Origin of the sequence: Streptomyces sp. NPDC098101 (genome assembly GCF_044760185.1) — a bacterium.
GTDB lineage: Bacteria > Actinomycetota > Actinomycetes > Streptomycetales > Streptomycetaceae > Streptomyces.
In genome coordinates this window covers 527,412-543,692 of record NZ_JBIWAS010000003.1, presented here as the reverse complement: position 1 = coordinate 543,692, position 16,281 = coordinate 527,412, and the positions used below count along the sequence as shown (strand labels likewise).

Annotated in this window: 18 protein-coding genes; 6 read left to right on the top strand and 12 right to left on the bottom strand. The window is 71.9% G+C overall.

What is annotated here, in order from left to right:
* The first annotated feature begins 72 nt into the window (after positions 1-72).
* Positions 73-276: a PspC domain-containing protein gene (locus tag ACIQVI_RS15525; protein ID WP_351972726.1), complete on the top strand. Its 204-nt coding sequence runs from the start codon at positions 73-75 to the stop codon at positions 274-276.
* Positions 277-356: 80 nt separating this feature from the next.
* Here ACIQVI_RS15525 and ACIQVI_RS15520 read toward each other — a convergent pair whose 3' ends face one another.
* Positions 357-734 (bottom strand): hypothetical protein, encoded by a 378-nt coding sequence (locus tag ACIQVI_RS15520; RefSeq protein ID WP_351969195.1) that lies wholly within the window; start codon positions 732-734, stop codon positions 357-359.
* A gap of 179 nt (positions 735-913) precedes the next feature.
* Positions 914-2,068 (bottom strand): adenosine deaminase, encoded by a 1,155-nt coding sequence (locus ACIQVI_RS15515; RefSeq protein ID WP_403595647.1) that lies wholly within the window; start codon positions 2,066-2,068, stop codon positions 914-916.
* A gap of 187 nt (positions 2,069-2,255) precedes the next feature.
* Here ACIQVI_RS15515 and ACIQVI_RS15510 point away from each other — a divergent pair, with 187 nt between their 5' ends.
* The gene (locus tag ACIQVI_RS15510; RefSeq protein ID WP_403595644.1) at positions 2,256-3,029 is read left to right on the top strand and encodes an alpha/beta hydrolase; all 774 of its coding nucleotides are present in this window, start codon (positions 2,256-2,258) and stop codon (positions 3,027-3,029) included.
* 16 nt (positions 3,030-3,045) lie between these two features.
* Here ACIQVI_RS15510 and ACIQVI_RS15505 read toward each other — a convergent pair whose 3' ends face one another.
* Positions 3,046-4,017, bottom strand: a complete 972-nt coding sequence (locus ACIQVI_RS15505) for a LysR family transcriptional regulator (protein WP_351969192.1) — start codon at positions 4,015-4,017, stop codon at positions 3,046-3,048.
* A gap of 62 nt (positions 4,018-4,079) precedes the next feature.
* Between ACIQVI_RS15505 and ACIQVI_RS15500 the strand changes: the two genes are divergently transcribed.
* The 3 genes from ACIQVI_RS15500 to ACIQVI_RS15490 all read left to right on the top strand — a co-directional run bounded on the left by ACIQVI_RS15500 (position 4,080) and on the right by ACIQVI_RS15490 (position 7,200).
* Positions 4,080-5,339, top strand: coding sequence for an MFS transporter (locus ACIQVI_RS15500; protein ID WP_403595641.1), 1,260 nt, complete (start codon positions 4,080-4,082; stop codon positions 5,337-5,339).
* A 99-nt stretch (positions 5,340-5,438) separates the two neighbouring features.
* Positions 5,439-6,146 (top strand): L,D-transpeptidase family protein, encoded by a 708-nt coding sequence (locus ACIQVI_RS15495; RefSeq protein WP_403595638.1) that lies wholly within the window; start codon positions 5,439-5,441, stop codon positions 6,144-6,146.
* Between the two features lie 82 nt (positions 6,147-6,228).
* Positions 6,229-7,200 carry a sigma-70 family RNA polymerase sigma factor gene (locus ACIQVI_RS15490; protein WP_403595635.1) on the top strand — a complete coding sequence of 324 codons (972 nt, stop codon included), beginning with the start codon at positions 6,229-6,231 and terminating at the stop codon, positions 7,198-7,200.
* Here the strand turns inward: ACIQVI_RS15490 and ACIQVI_RS15485 are convergent.
* A complete protein-coding gene (locus ACIQVI_RS15485) occupies positions 7,183-7,479 on the bottom strand; it encodes an STAS domain-containing protein (RefSeq protein ID WP_403595632.1) in 297 nt (98 codons plus the stop codon). The two genes, ACIQVI_RS15490 and ACIQVI_RS15485, sit on opposite strands and share 18 nt — an antisense overlap.
* A 63-nt stretch (positions 7,480-7,542) precedes the next feature.
* Between ACIQVI_RS15485 and ACIQVI_RS15480 the strand changes: the two genes are divergently transcribed.
* Positions 7,543-8,202: an HAD family hydrolase gene (locus ACIQVI_RS15480; RefSeq protein ID WP_403595630.1), complete on the top strand. Its 660-nt coding sequence runs from the start codon at positions 7,543-7,545 to the stop codon at positions 8,200-8,202.
* Here the strand turns inward: ACIQVI_RS15480 and ACIQVI_RS15475 are convergent.
* The 8 genes from ACIQVI_RS15475 to ACIQVI_RS15440 form a co-directional block, all read right to left on the bottom strand.
* Positions 8,199-8,534, bottom strand: coding sequence for a Uma2 family endonuclease (locus ACIQVI_RS15475; RefSeq protein WP_403595627.1), 336 nt, complete (start codon positions 8,532-8,534; stop codon positions 8,199-8,201). The two genes, ACIQVI_RS15480 and ACIQVI_RS15475, sit on opposite strands and share 4 nt — an antisense overlap.
* Positions 8,535-8,561: 27 nt before the next feature.
* Positions 8,562-8,783, bottom strand: a complete 222-nt coding sequence (locus ACIQVI_RS15470; RefSeq protein WP_403595624.1) for a hypothetical protein — start codon at positions 8,781-8,783, stop codon at positions 8,562-8,564.
* An 85-nt stretch (positions 8,784-8,868) separates the two neighbouring features.
* Positions 8,869-10,146 (bottom strand): thymidine phosphorylase, encoded by a 1,278-nt coding sequence (locus ACIQVI_RS15465; protein WP_351969187.1) that lies wholly within the window; start codon positions 10,144-10,146, stop codon positions 8,869-8,871.
* An 82-nt stretch (positions 10,147-10,228) separates the two neighbouring features.
* Entirely contained in the window at positions 10,229-10,633 is a 405-nt protein-coding gene (locus tag ACIQVI_RS15460; RefSeq protein ID WP_121829501.1) for a cytidine deaminase, read from the bottom strand.
* Complete coding sequence (locus tag ACIQVI_RS15455) at positions 10,630-11,892, bottom strand: ABC transporter permease (RefSeq protein WP_351969186.1); 1,263 nt, start codon at positions 11,890-11,892, stop codon at positions 10,630-10,632. The genes ACIQVI_RS15460 and ACIQVI_RS15455 overlap by 4 nt, the downstream gene beginning before the upstream one ends.
* Positions 11,889-13,007 (bottom strand): ABC transporter permease, encoded by a 1,119-nt coding sequence (locus ACIQVI_RS15450; RefSeq protein WP_351969185.1) that lies wholly within the window; start codon positions 13,005-13,007, stop codon positions 11,889-11,891. The genes ACIQVI_RS15455 and ACIQVI_RS15450 overlap by 4 nt, the downstream gene beginning before the upstream one ends.
* Positions 13,004-14,719 (bottom strand): ABC transporter ATP-binding protein, encoded by a 1,716-nt coding sequence (locus ACIQVI_RS15445; protein ID WP_351969184.1) that lies wholly within the window; start codon positions 14,717-14,719, stop codon positions 13,004-13,006. Before ACIQVI_RS15445 ends, ACIQVI_RS15450 begins: the two co-directional genes overlap by 4 nt.
* A gap of 107 nt (positions 14,720-14,826) precedes the next feature.
* A complete protein-coding gene (locus tag ACIQVI_RS15440; protein ID WP_351969183.1) occupies positions 14,827-15,885 on the bottom strand; it encodes a BMP family ABC transporter substrate-binding protein in 1,059 nt (352 codons plus the stop codon).
* Between the last annotated feature and the right edge of the window lie 396 nt (positions 15,886-16,281).

The window sequence follows — 16,281 nt, the reverse complement described above, 5'->3', positions numbered from 1 at the left end:
TTTCCGGCGGCAGTATGGAGTCATCGGGAGCCCGACGGAGCGGCTCCCGGACCGACTCCGAAGGAGCCCACCATGGCCGCACTCATCCGCCCCCGTGACGGACGCGTGATCGGCGGGGTGTGCGCGGCGCTCGCCCGGCGCTTCGGCACCTCCGCGACGACGATGCGCGTGATCTTCCTGGTGTCCTGTCTGCTGCCGGGCCCGCAGTTCCTGCTGTACCTGGCGCTGTGGCTGCTGCTGCCGTCGGAGCGGAAGACGGCGCGCGAGGCCTGGTAGAGGCCGCCGGCACACGCCGAAGGGGCGCACCCCCGGGAAGGTTCCGGGGGTGCGCCCCTTCGGCGTGCGTACGGGGTGGGTCAGCCGAGCGGCAGGCCGTTCAGGGGGAGGCCGTTCAGCGGCAGGCCACCGAGGAGGCCGCCGAGCGGGGTGGCGCCGAGGCCGCCGGTGGCGGCGTCGAGCGGGAGGTTCTGGGTGGCCTGGCCGGCGGCGGCCGGGAGGGTCTTCACACCCTGGTCCAGGCCCTGGCCGAGGGCGCCCTGCCCGGCGCCGAGGGACTCGGCGGCACCGTCGGGGAGCTCGGTGAGGCCGTCGCCCAGCGGCAGGGTCTGGGTCACCAGGCCGAGCGCGTCGGGGGCGGCGGGCGCGACCGGGGCGGCGGAGGCCGTGCCGGCGGCGGCAGCGGCGAAAGCGGCACCGAGGGCGACGACACCGAGCTTCTTGGCGGACTGCTTCATCTGAGAATCTTCCTTGGGGGAATCCGGGGGCTTCGGGAAAGCCGTGCGGGGAAATCCGGGGAATGGGGAATGCAGAGCGGCTCTGCAACCTAACCAGCGCCGGACCCCTCCGCAAACACCGGAAAGCGGCCGGGTGTCGCGCCGCCCCGGCCGCCTCCGTCCCTTCCCGAGGGCTCCGTTCAGTCCTCCGTACCGGAAGATCCGCTGGTCGCGGCGGTCTGCTGGAACAGCCATTCGGACCGGAGCTCGGCGTATCCGGGCTTGATGACCTCATTGATCATGGCGAGTCGTTCATCGAAAGGAATGAACGCTGATTTCATCGCATTGACCGTGAACCACTGCATGTCGTCGAGCGTGTAAGCGAACGCCTCGGTCAGGAGCTCGAATTCCCGGCTCATGCTCGTGCCGCTCATGAGGCGGTTGTCGGTGTTGACCGTGGCGCGGAAGTGCAGGGTGCGGAGCAGACCGATGGGGTGCTCGCCGATCGAGGCGGCGGCGCCGGTCTGGAGGTTGGAGGAGGGGCACATCTCCAGCGGGATGCGCTTGTCGCGGACGTAGGCGGCGAGGCGGCCGAGGCGCACCGAGCCGTCGTCGGCGACCTCGATGTCGTCGATGATCCGGACGCCGTGGCCGAGGCGGTCGGCGCCGCACCACTGGAGCGCCTGCCAGATGGAGGGGAGCCCGAAGGCCTCGCCGGCGTGGATCGTGAAGTGGTTGTTCTCCCGCTTCAGGTACTCGAAGGCGTCGAGGTGGCGGGTGGGCGGGTAGCCGGCCTCGGCGCCCGCGATGTCGAAGCCGACGACGCCGGAGTCGCGGTACGCGTTGGCGAGTTCGGCGATCTCCAGGGAGCGGGCCGCGTGCCGCATGGCGGTGAGCAGGGCGCCGACCCGGATGCGGTGGCCGCCGGCCCTGGCCTGCCGCTCGCCCTCGCGGAAGCCCGCGTTGACGGCCTCCACGACCTCTTCGAGGGTGAGGCCGCCCTCCAGGTGCTGCTCGGGGGCGTAGCGGACCTCGGCGTACACGACGCCGTCCTCGGCGAGGTCGACGGCGCACTCGGCGGCGACGCGGAAGAGGGCCTCCCGGGTCTGCATGACGGCGCAGGTGTGCGCGAAGGTCTCCAGGTACCGCTCCAGGGACCCGGAGTCGGCGGCCTCCCGGAACCAGACGCCGAGCTTGTCGGGTTCGGTCTCGGGGAGGTTCTCGTAGCCCTGCTCGCGGGCGAGTTCGATGATCGTGCCGGGGCGCAGCCCGCCGTCGAGGTGGTCGTGGAGCAGCACCTTCGGGGCGCGGCGGATCTGGTCCGCGGTGGGGACGCTGTGGGTCTGGCTCGTCATTGCCGCACTCTAGCCCCTACGCGCGTAGAGCGCCCCTCGTGGCGCACGTCCTCCCGTCCGTTCGCGGCGGCGCCCCTCGGCGTCGAACGGGCTTGCCGGGCACGTCCGTTCGAAGCGCGGGCGGCGATACGTAACAGTGACCGCGCGTACGGCTGGCGTACACCTCGGCTTCTGAGACTGTTCTGCCATGGCGCACTTCGCACTCGTGGGGCCGCCCGACGCACGGAGACCCCGGCTCGGACGGTCCGTCGCAGGTTCCGGCACGTCGGCGGTGGGCGGTGTGGTGCTGCTCCTGCCGGACGGGGAGCCGTCGTCGCGGCGGCGGGCCTCCGCGCGGGCCCACGCGGCGATGCTCCCGCTCGGGCGCGCCCTGGTGCGGGCGGGCCGGTCCGAGGGGCTGGTGGCGCACGTGGTGCGCTACCGGGCGCGCGGCTGGAACGGCACGGACGCCGGTCTCGCGGCGGACGCCTCCTGGGCGGTCGCGGAGGCGGTGCGGCGCTACGGCGACGTCCCGGTCTGCCTGGCCGGGCACGGGCTCGGCGGGCGGGCCGCGCTGCGGGCGGCCGGGGAGGAGGCGGTCGGCGCGGTCCTGGCGCTCGCCCCCTGGCTGCCGGAGGACGACGTGGCGGCGGAGCCGGAGCCGGTACGGCAGCTGACGGGGCGCCGGGTGCTGCTCGTGCACGGCACGAACGACGCGCGCACCGACCCGGAGCTGTCGTTCCGCTTCGCCCAGCGGGCCAAGAAGGCGAACCGGGACACCTGCCGCTTCGAGGTGCACTCGGACGGCCACGCGCTGCGCCAGTACGCGGACGAGGTCCGGGCCCTGGCCGCCGACTTCGTCCTCGGCGCCCTCTTCGCCCGGCCGGTCGCCCGGCCGCTGACCGACGCCTTCGCCGCGCCCCCGCCGCTCGGGCTGCGGATGCCGCTCGCGGCGGGGTTCGGGGGCGCGCGGCGGAAGTAGGCCCCGGAGAGCGGTCTCACGCCGGCGGCGAGGGCTCCTTCGGGAGCAGGTGGCCGCGTCTGCTCAGGAGGAACTTCTTGAAGGCGGCCACCGGGGCCGTGTCCGGGTGGCCGTCGAGCCAGGCGACCCCGATCTCGCGGACCGCGCGCGGGGCGGTGACGGTCAGCTCGACGACCCCGGGCCGGGGCACGGCCGGCGGGGGCAGCAGGGCGACGCCGAGACCGGCGGCGACCAGGCCGCGCAGGGTCTCGGCCTCCTCGCCCTCGAAGGCGACCCGGGGCCTGAACCCGGCCTCCGCGCACAGGTCGTCGGTGATGCGGCGCAGCCCGTACCCCGGCTCCAGGGTCACGAAGGTCTCGTCGGCGGCCTCCGCGAGCCGCACCCGCTTGCGGCCCGCGAGCCGGTGGTCGTCCGGGACGACCAGCCGCAGCCGCTGCTCGTCCAGGCGCCGGGCCACCAGGTCGGGGGCGTCCGGCACCGGCGAGGTCAGGCAGAGGTCGAGGTCGCCGGCCCGCAGCCGCTCGATCATGGCCTCGCCGTAGTTCTGGACGAGGGTGAAGCGGACCCGGGGGTGGTCGACCCGGAAGGCGCGGATGAGCCCGGGGACGGTCTCGGAGCCCATGGTGTGCAGGAACCCGAAGGCGACCCGCCCGGCGGCCGGGTCGGCGTCGGCCCGTACGGTGTCGGCGGCCCGCTCCACCTCGGCGAGGGCCCGCTCGGCGGCGGTGAGGAAGCGGCGGCCCGCCGGGGTGAGGGAGACCGTGCGGCCCCGGCGGGCGAAGAGGGCCACGCCGAGGTCCTGTTCGAGCCGGACCATCGCCCGCGAGAGCGTGGACTGCGGGACGCCCATCTCGGCCGCGGCCCTGGTCACGTGCTCGTGCCGGGCGACGGCCGCGAAGTACGCGAGCCGGGGCGCGAGCAGCGGTCCCATGTCTTCTTCGTTACTGCTCGGTGACAGCCGGGGCTGTGACCTGTACTCATGCGCCATGGGAACGATTACAGCAGTTCCGTGCATTGGACGCATGAAACCTGCCGTCCTACGTTCGTGACATGCCTTCCGCCAGTACCAAGGCGGCCGCCACCCTCGCGTCCGCCGACACCCGTCTCGCCCCCGGTGCCCCCGGCTACCGCCGCATGAGCCTCGCGCTCTTCGCCGCCGGACTCGCCGCCTTCACCCTCCTCTACTCCACGCAGGCCCTCCTCCCGGCGATCTCCGCCGGGTTCGGCGCCACCGCGTCGGCCGCCTCGTGGACGGTCTCCGCCGCGACCGGCGCCCTCGCCCTGTGCGTCCTGCCGCTCAGCGCCCTCTCGGAGCGCTTCGGCCGGCGCACGCTGATGACCGCCTCCCTCGCCGTCGCCGTCGCCCTCGCGCTCCTGGTGCCGCTCGCGCCGAACCTGGAGTCGCTTGTCGCGCTGCGCGCCCTCCAGGGCGCGGCGCTCGCCGGGCTCCCGGCCTCCGCGATGGCGTACCTGGCCGAGGAGGTGCGGCCCAAGGCGCTGATCGGCGCGATCGGCCTCTTCGTGGCGGGCAACTCCATCGGCGGCATGAGCGGCCGGATCGTGTCCGGCTGGGTCGCCCAGCTGTGGGGCTGGCGCGCGGGCCTGGCCGCCGTCGGCCTGCTCTCCCTGGCGTGCGCGCTCGCCTTCCGGGCGCTGCTCCCGAAGGCCCGCCACTTCACGCCCGGCACGCTGAACCCGAAGGCGCTCGCCCGGACCGTCCGCACGCACCTCGCCGACCCGCTGCTCATGCGGCTGTACGCGATCGGCGCCCTGTTCATGACGGTCTTCGGCGCGGTGTACACCGTGATCGGCTACCGCCTGGTGGAGGCCCCGTTCTCGCTGCCGCAGGGCGTGATCGGCTCGATCTTCCTGGTGTACCTGGTCGGCACGGTCTCCTCGGCGGCGGCCGGGAAGCTGGTCGGGCGGCTGGGCCGGCGCGGGGCGCTCTACCTGGCGGTCTCCACCACGGCCGCGGGCCTGCTGCTCTCGCTCTCCGACGCGCTCCCGGCGGTCCTGGCGGGCCTCGTCCTCATCACGGCCGGCTTCTTCGCGGGCCACGCGGTCGCGTCCTCCTCGGTGAGCCGCACGGCGAAGACCGGTCGGGCGCAGGCCTCGGCGCTGTACCAGTCGGCGTACTACCTGGGCTCCAGCGCGGGCGGCACGCTCGGCGCGGTCGCCTTCCACGCGGGCGGCTGGGCGGGCACGGTCCTGATCGGTCTGGTCGCGGTCCTCGGCGTCGTCTCGATCACCCTGTACGGCACGCACAGCGCGCGCGTGGAGGCCCGGCGGATCCGTCCGGCGACCGTCTGACGGCCCGTGCTCCCGGCCCCGTACTTCCCGGGGCGGGCCGCAACCGCCGGGCTCCCCCGTACGTCTTCAGGGACAGGACTCCAGGGGGTGCAGAGGATCATGAGGGAAGTCATACGCCGGACGGGTCGGAAGGCGGCCGTCACGGCCGGTCTGACGGCATTGGTGGTGCCGCTGACGGTCGCGCTCGGGACGGGGACGGCGGAGGCCGCCTCCTGCAACGTGACCACCGGCCCGTACCAGAAGCAGGTGGAGAAGTTCCTGGGCCTGAAGGCCGACGGGCGCCAGTCGTCCGCCGACTGCAAGGCCATCCAGGGCTTCCAGAAGAAGCACGGGATCACGCCGACCGCCGGGTACGCCGGGGAGATCACCTGGCGCACCATGAACACGATGCTCCAGCAGCGGGCGGCCGGGAAGAACCCGAACAAGGACCGCAAGTGTCCGACCAACAAGGGCCGGATCGCCTGCGTGGACCTGACCCGGCAGCTGAGCTGGATCCAGGACGGCGCCAAGCTGAAGTACGGTCCGGTGCCGGTGCGCACGGGCAAGGACGGGACCGAGACCCGTACCGGCCTCAAGAAGGTCTACTGGCGGAGCATCAACCACTGGTCGACGCTCTACAACGTCTCCATGCCGTACTCGCAGTTCTTCGACGGCGGCCAGGCCTTCCACTCGACCACCAAGTCCATGTGGAACCCGCCGGGCTCGGGCGGCTGCGTCAACATGACGTCGGCCGACGCGAAGGCGTACTGGAACCTGCTGCGGAACGGGGACGACGTCTACGTCTACGGGCGCAAGCCGGGAACGTGACCGCGGCTGTCAGTGGGCTGCGGTAGCTTCGCTCTCATCGGCACCGGACGGGTGCCGGTGAGGGTGAGCGGGGTGTGGACCGATGAGCGACACCGTGGTCGCGACGACCGAGGAACTCGACAAGTACCGCCGTGAGCTGACCGGTTACTGCTACCGGATGCTCGGCTCCTCCTTCGAGGCCGAGGACGCGGTGCAGGACACGATGGTGCGGGCCTGGAAGGCGCTCGACTCCTTCGAGGGCCGCTCCTCGCTGCGGTCCTGGCTGTACCGGATCGCGACCAACGTCTGCCTCGACGCGCTGAGCGCGGGGAACCGGCGGGCGCGGCCGATGGACCTGACGTCGCCGACGCCGGTCGCGCGGGCGCAGCTGGTGAAGCAGCCCGAGATCACCTGGCTGGAGCCGGTGCCGGACGGGCGGGTGCTGCCCTCGGTGGCGGACCCGGCGGAGGCGGCCGTCTCCCGGGAGACCGTGCGGCTCGCGTTCGTGGCCGCGCTCCAGCACCTGCCGCCCAAGCAGCGGGCGGTCCTCATCCTGCGCGAGGTGCTCGCGTGGCGGGCGAGCGAGGTCGCGGAGCTGCTCGACACCTCGGTGGCCTCGGTGAACAGCGCGCTGCAGCGGGCCCGCGCGACCCTGGCCGAGCAGGCGCCGGCCGCCTCCGACCCGGCGGACCCGCTGGACGAGGAGCAGAAGGCGCTCCTGGAGCGGTACGTGGCGGCCTTCGAGGGCTACGACATGAAGGCGCTGACCGCGCTCCTCCACGAGGACGCGACGATGTCCATGCCGCCGTACGACCTGTGGCTCCGGGGTCACGAGGACATCGTGGGCTGGATGCTGGGCGTGGGCGAGGTCTGCGCGGGCTCCAGGCTGGTGCCGACCGTGGCGAACGGCTCGCCGGCGTTCGCGCAGTACCACCCGGACCCGGCGGGCGGCTTCGGCCCGTGGGCGCTGATCGTCCTGGAGCTGCGGGAGGGCAAGGTGGCGGGGATGGACTTCTTCCTGGACACCGACCGCTGGTTCCCGCTCTTCGACCTGCCGTCACGGCTGGAGGCCTAGGCGGTCTTCGAGCCCGGTGAGCCGGAGCAGGGCCCGCAGCTCGGGGCCCGCTCCGTGGAGGCGGAGGCGGTGGCCGTGCCGGGTCGCCGTGAGCTTCAGCCGGGCGAGGGCGTCGACGGCGGCGAGGCCTGCGGGCGCGAGCGCGCCTGCCTCGCAGACGACCTCGGTCGGCGGGGCGGCGGCGAGTTCCGCGCAGAGACGGTCGACCTCCTCCCGCCCGGGCCGGGCGGTCAGGGTCACGACGAGGGGCCGGCTGGTGCCCGGCCGACTGGTGTCCACGTCCGATGAGACCGGGCCGGGGGCGGGAACTCATCGGAGGACCCGCTGACTAGGCTCCCGATCATGACTCTCGAACCTGTCGAACTGGTGATCTTCGACTGCGACGGCGTGCTGGTGGACAGCGAGCGGATCTACTGCCGGGTGGACCGGGAGGTGTTCGCCGGGCTCGGGGCGGAGTTCACCGAGGCGGAGATCGTCGAGCGGTTCGTGGGCTCCTCCCACGAGGTCCTGACGGCGATCCTGGAGGAGCGCATCGGGCGCCCCCTGGAGCCCGGCTGGCACGAGCCCTTCCGGCAGCGGTACGAGGACGCGCTCGACGCCGAGCTGACCGCCGTCGAGGGCGTCACCGACGTCCTGGACGCGCTGTCCGTCCCGTACTGCCTCGCCTCCAACGGCAGCCGCCCCACGATCCGGCGGAACCTCGGCCGCACCGGGCTCCTGGAGCGCTTCGAGGACCGGATCTTCAGCGCCCACGACGTCGCCCGGGGCAAGCCCGCCCCGGACCTCTTCCTGCACGCCGCCGCCACGATGGGCGTCCCGCCCGGTCGCTGCGCCGTCGTCGAGGACAGCCCGTACGGCGTCGAGGCGGCCCGCGCCGCCGGAATGCGCGCCTTCGGCTACTGCGGCGGCCTGACCCGCGCGGACCGCCTCGCGGGCCCGGACACGGTGGTCTTCGAGGACATGCGGACGCTGCCGGGGCTGCTGGCGGGGACGGGGCTCTAGCCGAGCGGAAAGGTTCCGGTGTCGAGGGTGAGGTCGAAGGGGGCGGGGAGGTGGAGCTCCCGGCCGAACTCGACCGCGTCGAGGACCCGGTACAGGCCGTTCTCCGGTTCACCGTAGAGGGTGGCGGTGGGGCGGTCGGAGTGCCGGCGGTCGATGAGGAGGTAGAGGGGGACGGCGGCGGTCGCGTAGCCGTGGAGCTTGGCGACCCGGTCGTGGTTCGCGTTGCTTTGCGAGGTGATCTCGACGACCAGTTCGGCTTCCGAGGCGGGGAAGGAGAAGCCCGGCCCGTGCAGGGCCGTCTTGGGTGCGACCAGCAGGTCGGGGACGTACATCCCCAAGAGGGGCGGGACGGCGACGGCCTACGTCTGGTAGATGCCCCACGTCTCCGGGATCACCCCGTACAGGGAGCGCTGCACGCCTCCGGCGATCAGGTGGTGGTAGTTGTCGACGGGCGGGGCCACGGTGACGATCCCCGCGACGATCTCCACCTTGCAGTTCTTGGGAGCGTCCACGACCTCCCAGAGGCGCACCAGGCCGGGCCAGTCGTCGCCCGGGCCGGCGGGGGCGTCGTACGTGTTCACGCGGTCATCCCAGCATGGGGAACGGGACCGGTGGGGGTCCACCGGTCCCGTTCGCCTGAAGGTGTCAGGTGCATATGCCCAAGCGTCAGGCGATGCGGTCCAGGACGATCGGGGAGGCCGTGAAGGGCGTGCCCGTGGGGGCGATGTCCCAGGTGTTGTCCAGGGAGCCCAGGGCGTAGTCGAACTTCTCCGGGGTGTCCGTGTGAAGGGTCAGGAGGGGCTGGCCCGCCGTGACCGTGTCGCCGGGCTTGGCGTGGAGCTCGACGCCCGCGCCCGCCTGCACCGGGTCCTCCTTGCGGGCGCGGCCCGCGCCGAGGCGCCAGGCGGCGATGCCGATGTCGTAGGCGTCGAGGCGGGTCAGGACGCCGGAGGACGGGGCCGTCACGACGTGCTGCTCGCGGGCGACCGGGAGGGTCGCGTCCGGGTCGCCGCCCTGGGCCGCGATCATCCGGCGCCAGACGTCCATCGCGGAGCCGTCGGCGAGGGCCTTCGCCGGGTCGGCGTCCTTGATCCCGGCCGCGTCGAGCATCTCCCGGGCCAGCGCGACCGTCAGCTCGACGACGTCCGCCGGGCCGCCGCCCGCGAGGACCTCGACGGACTCGCGGACCTCCAGGGCGTTGCCCGCGGTCAGGCCGAGCGGGGTCGACATGTCGGTGAGGAGCGCGACCGTCTTCACGCCGCTGTCCGTGCCGAGCTGCACCATGGTGGAGGCCAGCTCGCGGGCGTCCTCGATGCTCTTCATGAAGGCGCCGGTGCCGACCTTCACGTCCAGGACCAGCGAGCCGGTGCCCTCGGCGATCTTCTTGGACATGATCGAGGAGGCGATCAGCGGGATCGCCTCGACCGTGCCGGTCACGTCGCGGAGCGCGTACAGCTTCTTGTCGGCCGGGGCCAGGCCGTCGCCCGCCGCGCAGATGACCGCGCCGGTGGTGTCGAGGACGTGCAGCATCTCCTCGTTGGAGAGCAGCGCGCGCCAGCCGGGGATGGACTCCAGCTTGTCGAGGGTGCCGCCGGTGTGGCCGAGGCCGCGCCCGGAGAGCTGCGGCACGGCCGCGCCGCAGGCGGCGACGAGCGGGGCGAGCGGAAGGGTGATCTTGTCGCCGACGCCGCCGGTGGAGTGCTTGTCGGCGGTGGGGCGGGAGAGCGAGGAGAAGTCCATGCGCTCGCCGGAGGCGATCATGGCCGCGGTCCAGCGGGCGATCTCGTCGCGGTTCATGCCGTTCAGCAGGATCGCCATGGCCAGGGCGGACATCTGCTCGTCGGCGACCGCGCCGCGGGTGTACGCGTCGATGACCCAGTCGATCTGCTCGGGGCTCAGCTCGCCCTTGTCCCGCTTGGTACGGATGACGGAGATGACGTCCATGTGGTGGTGCCTCTTTCTACGCGCATAGAGGGGGAAAGGAGGAGCGGCCCTTCCATCGTGCCGGAAGGGCCGCTCCGAAGTGCTACCGCGACAGGTGGTCCGGGCCGAAGGCCTGCGGGAGCATGTCGGCCAGGGGCAGCAGCCCGGCCGGGGTCTCCAGGACGAGCTCGGGGCCCCCGAACTCGTAGAGCAGCTGCCGGCAGCGTCCGCAGGGGACCAGGGGCTCGCCCCGGCCGTCCACGCAGACGAAGTGGGTCAGCCGGCCGCCGCCGGTCGCCTGGAGCTGCGAGACGAGCCCGCACTCGGCGCACAGGCCGAGGCCGAAGGAGGCGTTCTCCACGTTGCAGCCGGAGACCGTCCGCCCGTCGTCCACGAGGGCCGCCGCGCCGACCGGGAAGCCCGAGTACGGGGCGTACGCGCGGGACATCGCCTCGCGGGCCGTGACCCGCAGGGCCTCCCAGTCGGCCTCGGAGAGCTCCGCGGTCACTTGCCCTGGCCCTTCCGGTAGGGCAACCCGTCCGCCTTCGGCATCCTCAGGCGCTGTGCCGACAGGGCCAGCACGAGCAGGGTGGTGACGTACGGGGCGGCGTCGACGAACTGGCTCGGGACCTCGTCGGTCAGCGCGTACCAGAGGAAGAACACGGCGGAGAAGGCGGCGGAGACCACCGCGACCACGTACTTCTTCTTGTACAGCTGCCAGAGGGCGGCGATCACCAGGAGCAGCGCGACCAGGAGCAGCAGCGCGTGGACGTTCTCGGCGCCGCCGCGCAGCTTGAGGCTGTCGGTGAAGCCGAAGAGTCCGGCGCCGAGCGCCATGCCGCCGGGCATCCAGTTGCCGAAGATCATCGCGGCGAGACCGATGTAGCCGCGGCCGCCGGTCTGGCCCTCCTGGTAGATGCCGGTGGCGACGATCGCGAGGAAGGCGCCGCCGAGGCCGGCGAGGGCGCCGGAGACGGTGACGGCGATGTACTTGTACTTGTAGACGTTGACGCCCAGGGACTCGGCGGCGACCGGGTTCTCGCCGCAGGAGCGCAGCCGCAGGCCGAAGGCCGTGCGCCACAGGATCCACCAGGTGGCCGGGATCAGCAGGATCGCGACGACGGTGAGCAGCGACAGGTTGGTGACCAGGCCGCCGAGGATGCCGGCCAGGTCGGAGATCAGGAACCAGTGCTTGGCCTGGAGGTCCTGCAACCAGTCGGACAGCCCTGGGATCGTGATCTTGGTGATCGCCTCGATGCGGGGGGACTGCTTGGAGGAGCCGCCCTCGGCCTCGGCGAACGTGAAGTTCGACAGGTACTGGGTGAAGCCGACCGCGAGGATGTTGATCGCCACACCGGAGACGATGTGGTTCACGTTGAACGTGACGGTGATGATCGCGTGGAGCAGACCGCCCAGCGCGCCGCCGAGGAGGCCGAAGAGGACGCCCACCCAGGGGCCCCACTGGTAGCCCGCCCAGGCGCCGAACCAGGTGCCGAGGACCATCATGCCTTCGAGGCCGATGTTGACGACGCCCGCGCGCTCGGCCCACAGACCGCCGAGACCGGCGAGGCCGATCGGGACGGCGAGCTGGAGCGCGCCGGAGACCTGGCCCACCGAGGTGAGGTCGTTGGCCCCGGACACGGCCCGGACCAGGGAGAAGAGCACGAGGCCGGCCGCGACGATCAGCATGATCCACGGCAGGGTGAGCTTGCGGCGTCCGCCGCCCTTGGGCGCGGCGCTCGGCTTGGTGGCAGCGGCGGTGCTCATGCCGAGACCTCCTTGTCGGTCTTGAGGGCGCCGCCGGCGGCGAGTTCCTCGCCGACCTTCTGCTGCTGGCGACGGAGGCCGTAACGGCGGACGAGCTCGTAGGAGACGACCACGGCGATCACGATGATGCCCTGCATGATCTTGGTGATCTCCTTCGGGTAACCGAAGGTGTCGAGCGACGAGGACGCCTTGTCGAGGAAGGCGAAGAGGAGGGCGGCGAAGAGGATGCCGACCGGGTGGTTGCGGCCGAGCAGCGCGATGGTGATGGCGGTGAAGCCGACGCCGACCGGGAAGTCGAGGCTGTACGTGTGGGACTCGCCGAGCAGCGTCGGCATACCGGAGAGGCCGGCGAGCGCGCCCGAGAGCAGCATCGAGGTGAGGATCATCCGCTTGGCGTCGACGCCGCTGGCCTGGGCGGCGGACTCGCTGGCGCCGGTGGCGCGCAGGTCGAAGCCGAACCGGGTGCGGTTGAGGACGAACCAGTAGACGACGCCGAGCGCGAGGGCGACGAAGGTGAAGCCGTAGATGACGCCGTTGCCCTGGCCCATGTCGATGCCGGGGAACCAGCCGGACTCGGCGATCTCACCGGTGGTGAGGTTGTTCGAGCCCTCGGGCTGGACGCCGAAGTTCTTCGGCAGGATCAGCCAGGCCACCAGGGAGGTCGCGATGGCGTTGAGCATGATCGTCGAGACGACCTCGGAGACCCCGCGGGTCGTCTTGAGGATGCCGGCGATGCCGGACCAGAAGGCGCCGGTCAGCATCGCGACGAGCACGATGAGCAGGATGTGCAGCGGGCCCGGCAGCTCGACGGAGGCGCCCACGAGGGCGGAGACCATCGCGGCGAGCCGGTACTGGCCGTCGACGCCGATGTTGAAGAGGTTCATCCGGAAGCCGACCGCCACGGCGAGGGCCGCGAGGTAGTAGATCCCGGTCTGGTTGACGATCAGGACCTGGATGTCGGCGTACCCGGCGTTCTCGATCATGATCCGGATCGGCTCGATCGGGTCGAGTCCGGTCGCGAGCAGCACCAGCACGGTGAGCACGAACGAGGAGACCAGCGCGAGCACCGGTCCCGCCGCGCCCAGGATCAGCCGGTCCTTGTCGAATTTCATCATCGGGCGTCACCGTCTTCGGACTGCTCTTCGGTGCCTTCGAGGTGGCCGGAGGCCGCGCCGGTCATGGCGGAGCCCAGCTCCTCGGGCGTGATGGTGGCGGGGTCGGCGTCGGCGACCAGCTTGCCGCGGTACATGACCCGGAGGGTGTCGGAGAGGCCGATCAGCTCGTCGAGGTCGGCGGAGATCAGCAGCACCGCCAGGCCCTCGCGGCGGGCGTCCCGGATCGCGTCCCAGATCTGCGCCTGCGCGCCGACGTCCACGCCGCGGGTGGGGTGGGCGGCGATCAGGAACTTGGGGGCGTGGCTCATCTCGCGGCCGACGATCAGCTTCTGCTGGTTGCCGCCGGAGAGGGAGGCCGCGGTGACGTCGATGCCGGGGGTGCGCACGTCGTACTCGCGGACGATCCGCTCGGTGTCCTTGCGGGCGGCCTTCGGGTCGAGGATGCCGCGCTTGGAGTTGGGGGCCTCGGTGACGTGGCCGAGGATGCGGTTCTCCCAGAGGGGGGCCTCCAGGAGCAGGCCGTGGCGGTGCCGGTCCTCGGGGATGTAGCCGATGCCGCCCTCGCGGCGCTTGCGCACGGAGACCTTGGAGATGTCCTGCCCGTCGAGGGCGATCACGCCGGAGTCCGGGGTGGCCATGCCCATGAGGGCCTCGATGAGCTCGGTCTGGCCGTTGCCCTCGACGCCCGCGATGCCCAGGATCTCGCCCTTGTGGATGGTGAGGGAGATGTCGTCGAGGAGCTTGCGGCCCTCGGCTCCCTCCTCCAGGACGGTGGCGGCCCTGGCCGGGTCCGGCGGGGCCGCGCTGGTGAGCGGGGCGGCGGCGACGGCGCCGGCCTCGGACAGGGTCAGGTTGCGGACCTGGAGCATCGGCACGTCGGTGACGGTCGACTCGCGGGTCTCCGGGGAGGGCAGCTCGCTGCCGACCATCAGCTCGGCGAGCTGCTTGGTGGTGGCGGTCCTCGGGTCGGCGGTGCCGACGGTGGTGCCCCGGCGGATGACGGTGATGTCGTCGGCGACCTTCAGGACCTCGCCCAGCTTGTGCGAGATGAAGATGACGGTCAGGCCCTCGGACTTGAGCTCGCGCAGGTTGTCGAAGAGCGCGTCGACCTCCTGCGGGACCAGGACGGCGGTCGGCTCGTCGAGGATGAGGATCCGGGCGCCGCGGTAGAGGACCTTGAGGATCTCCACGCGCTGCCGGTCGGCGACGCCGAGGTCCTCGACGAGGACGTCCGGGCGGACCCCGAGGCCGTACTGGTCGGAGATCTCGCGGATCTTCTTCCGGGCCCGGGCGCCGATGCCGTAGAGCTTCTCGCCGCCGAGGACGACGTTCTCCAGGACGGTGAGGTTGTCGGCGAGCATGAAGTGCTGGTGCACCATGCCGATGCCGCGCGCGATGGCGTCGCCGGGGCTGGAGAAGGCGACCTGCTCGCCGTCGACGGCGATGGTGCCCTCGTCCGGCTTCTGCATCCCGTACAGGATCTTCATGAGGGTCGACTTGCCGGCGCCGTTCTCGCCGATGAGGGCGTGCACGGTGCCCTTGCGGACCGTGATGGCGATGTCCTTGTTGGCGACGACGCCGGGGAATCGCTTGGTGATGCCGTGCAGTTCTACGGCAGGGGGGCTGGACGCGTTGATGACGCACTCTCCTTGGCCGGAAGGAGTGGGAGCGGGAGGGCAGGGCGGGGCGAAGCTATCGTGCCAGGGAGACATCTACACGCGTAGCGCTGCCGGAAAGTGAAAATCCGTACGGGAACGGGGCCCGGCTCCGGTGGGGGTCCCACCGTCGCCGGGCCCTGAGGTCGGTGACCTGCGGTTCCTTACGGAGCGGTCTTGACCGTGATCTTGCCGTCGACGATGTTCTTCTTCGCCTCGTCCACGGCGGCGATGACGTCGGTCATCTTCTTGTACGCCGGGTTGGAGTCGGCCAGGCCGACGCCGTCCTGGGCCAGGCCGTAGCGGACCTCGCCGCTCTGCGGCTTGCCGTCCTTGACCGACTTGATCAGGTTGAAGACGGAGTCCGAGACGTCCTTGGTGACCGAGGTCAGGATGTGGTCCTTGTAGGAGGCCAGACCCGCCTGGTTGTACTGGTCGGAGTCGACGCCGATGGCCCACTTGTCCGCGGCGGCGGCGGCCTCGATCGAGCCCGAGCCGGCCAGACCGGCGGCGGCGTAGATCACGTCGGCGCCCTTGTCGAGCTGGCCCTGCGCGGCGGCCTTGCCGAGGTCGGGCTTGGAGAAGCCGTCGAAGTTCGGCGGCTGGGTCAGGTACTGGACGAGCACCTTCGCCTTGGGGTTGGTGTCCTTGACGCCCTGCTCGAAGCCCGCCTGGAACTTCTTGATCAGCGGGACCTCGACGCCGCCGATGAAGCCGACCGTGCCGGTCTTCGACGTCTTGGCGGCGGCGACGCCGGCCAGGTAGGAGCCCTGCTCCTCGTTGAAGACGAGGTTGGCGATGTTCGGGGCGGTCACCGAGGTGTCGTCGATGAGGCCGAAGGTGGTCTTCGGGTAGGCCTTGGCGACCTTGGCGATCGCCGGGGCGTAGGCGAAGCCGACACCGATGACCGGGTTGTTCCCGGCGCGGGCGAGGGCGGTGAGGCGCTGCACCTTGTCGGCGTCGCCCTCACCCTCCGACGGCTCGGCCTCCTTGCCCTTGACGCCGAGCTCGTCCTCGGCCTTCTTCAGACCCGCGTAGGCGGCGTCGTTGAAGGACTGGTCACCGCGGCCGCCGATGTCGTACGCGATGGCGGCCGTGATGTTCTTCGAGTCCGAGCTGGAGCTGGAACCGGTGTCCGTCGAGGACTTGCCACACGCGGTGGCGGAGAGGGCGAGCGCCGCGGAGGCGATGCCCACGGTCGTGATCCTGGTGATCCGGCGCAAGAGGAGGGTCCCTTCAAGACTGACCGAAAGCGCCTCTTCCGGCGCTGGTTTCGCGGCGATCGTAACGCGCGTAGATGTCAGTTAAAGACCCGTTCATGAGTCGTTATCGGATCGTCGCGAACCGGCCGCGCGGGGCGACCGAGGGCGTTCGGCCCGGTACCGCCGGTTATACCGGCGGGGGCGCCCGGTGCGACAGGGGGCGTACGCCTGACACGCCGGGCGCTGGGCCGGACGGGGGACGGCGTGGGCCGGACGGATGAAGGGGTCCGTCCGGCCGGAAAACGTCGCTCGGGTATACGAACGGGGGCGGGGTCCGGGCGTGCGGCCCGGGTCAGGTCTGAGGCCAGGACGCGCGGCCCTGGTCAGGTCTGAGGCCAGGGCGCGCGGCCGGGGTCA

Bases quoted from the DNA above. Each gene is read 5' to 3' on its own strand.
- ACIQVI_RS15450 (WP_351969185.1), bottom strand. From the start codon at position 13,007: ATGATGAAATTCGACAAGGACCGGCTGATCCTGGGCGCGGCGGGACCG.
- ACIQVI_RS15490 (WP_403595635.1), top strand. From the start codon at position 6,229: ATGAGCGACACCGTGGTCGCGACGACCGAGGAACTCGACAAGTACCGC.
- ACIQVI_RS15495 (WP_403595638.1), top strand. From the start codon at position 5,439: ATGAGGGAAGTCATACGCCGGACGGGTCGGAAGGCGGCCGTCACGGCC.
- ACIQVI_RS15475 (WP_403595627.1), bottom strand. From the start codon at position 8,534: ATGTACGTCCCCGACCTGCTGGTCGCACCCAAGACGGCCCTGCACGGG.
- ACIQVI_RS15520 (WP_351969195.1), bottom strand. From the start codon at position 734: ATGAAGCAGTCCGCCAAGAAGCTCGGTGTCGTCGCCCTCGGTGCCGCT.
- ACIQVI_RS15515 (WP_403595647.1), bottom strand. From the start codon at position 2,068: ATGACGAGCCAGACCCACAGCGTCCCCACCGCGGACCAGATCCGCCGC.
- ACIQVI_RS15480 (WP_403595630.1), top strand. From the start codon at position 7,543: ATGACTCTCGAACCTGTCGAACTGGTGATCTTCGACTGCGACGGCGTG.
- ACIQVI_RS15525 (WP_351972726.1), top strand. From the start codon at position 73: ATGGCCGCACTCATCCGCCCCCGTGACGGACGCGTGATCGGCGGGGTG.
- ACIQVI_RS15455 (WP_351969186.1), bottom strand. From the start codon at position 11,892: ATGAGCACCGCCGCTGCCACCAAGCCGAGCGCCGCGCCCAAGGGCGGC.
- ACIQVI_RS15465 (WP_351969187.1), bottom strand. From the start codon at position 10,146: ATGGACGTCATCTCCGTCATCCGTACCAAGCGGGACAAGGGCGAGCTG.
- ACIQVI_RS15445 (WP_351969184.1), bottom strand. From the start codon at position 14,719: ATGTCTCCCTGGCACGATAGCTTCGCCCCGCCCTGCCCTCCCGCTCCC.
- ACIQVI_RS15500 (WP_403595641.1), top strand. From the start codon at position 4,080: ATGCCTTCCGCCAGTACCAAGGCGGCCGCCACCCTCGCGTCCGCCGAC.
- ACIQVI_RS15510 (WP_403595644.1), top strand. From the start codon at position 2,256: ATGGCGCACTTCGCACTCGTGGGGCCGCCCGACGCACGGAGACCCCGG.
- ACIQVI_RS15505 (WP_351969192.1), bottom strand. From the start codon at position 4,017: ATGGCGCATGAGTACAGGTCACAGCCCCGGCTGTCACCGAGCAGTAAC.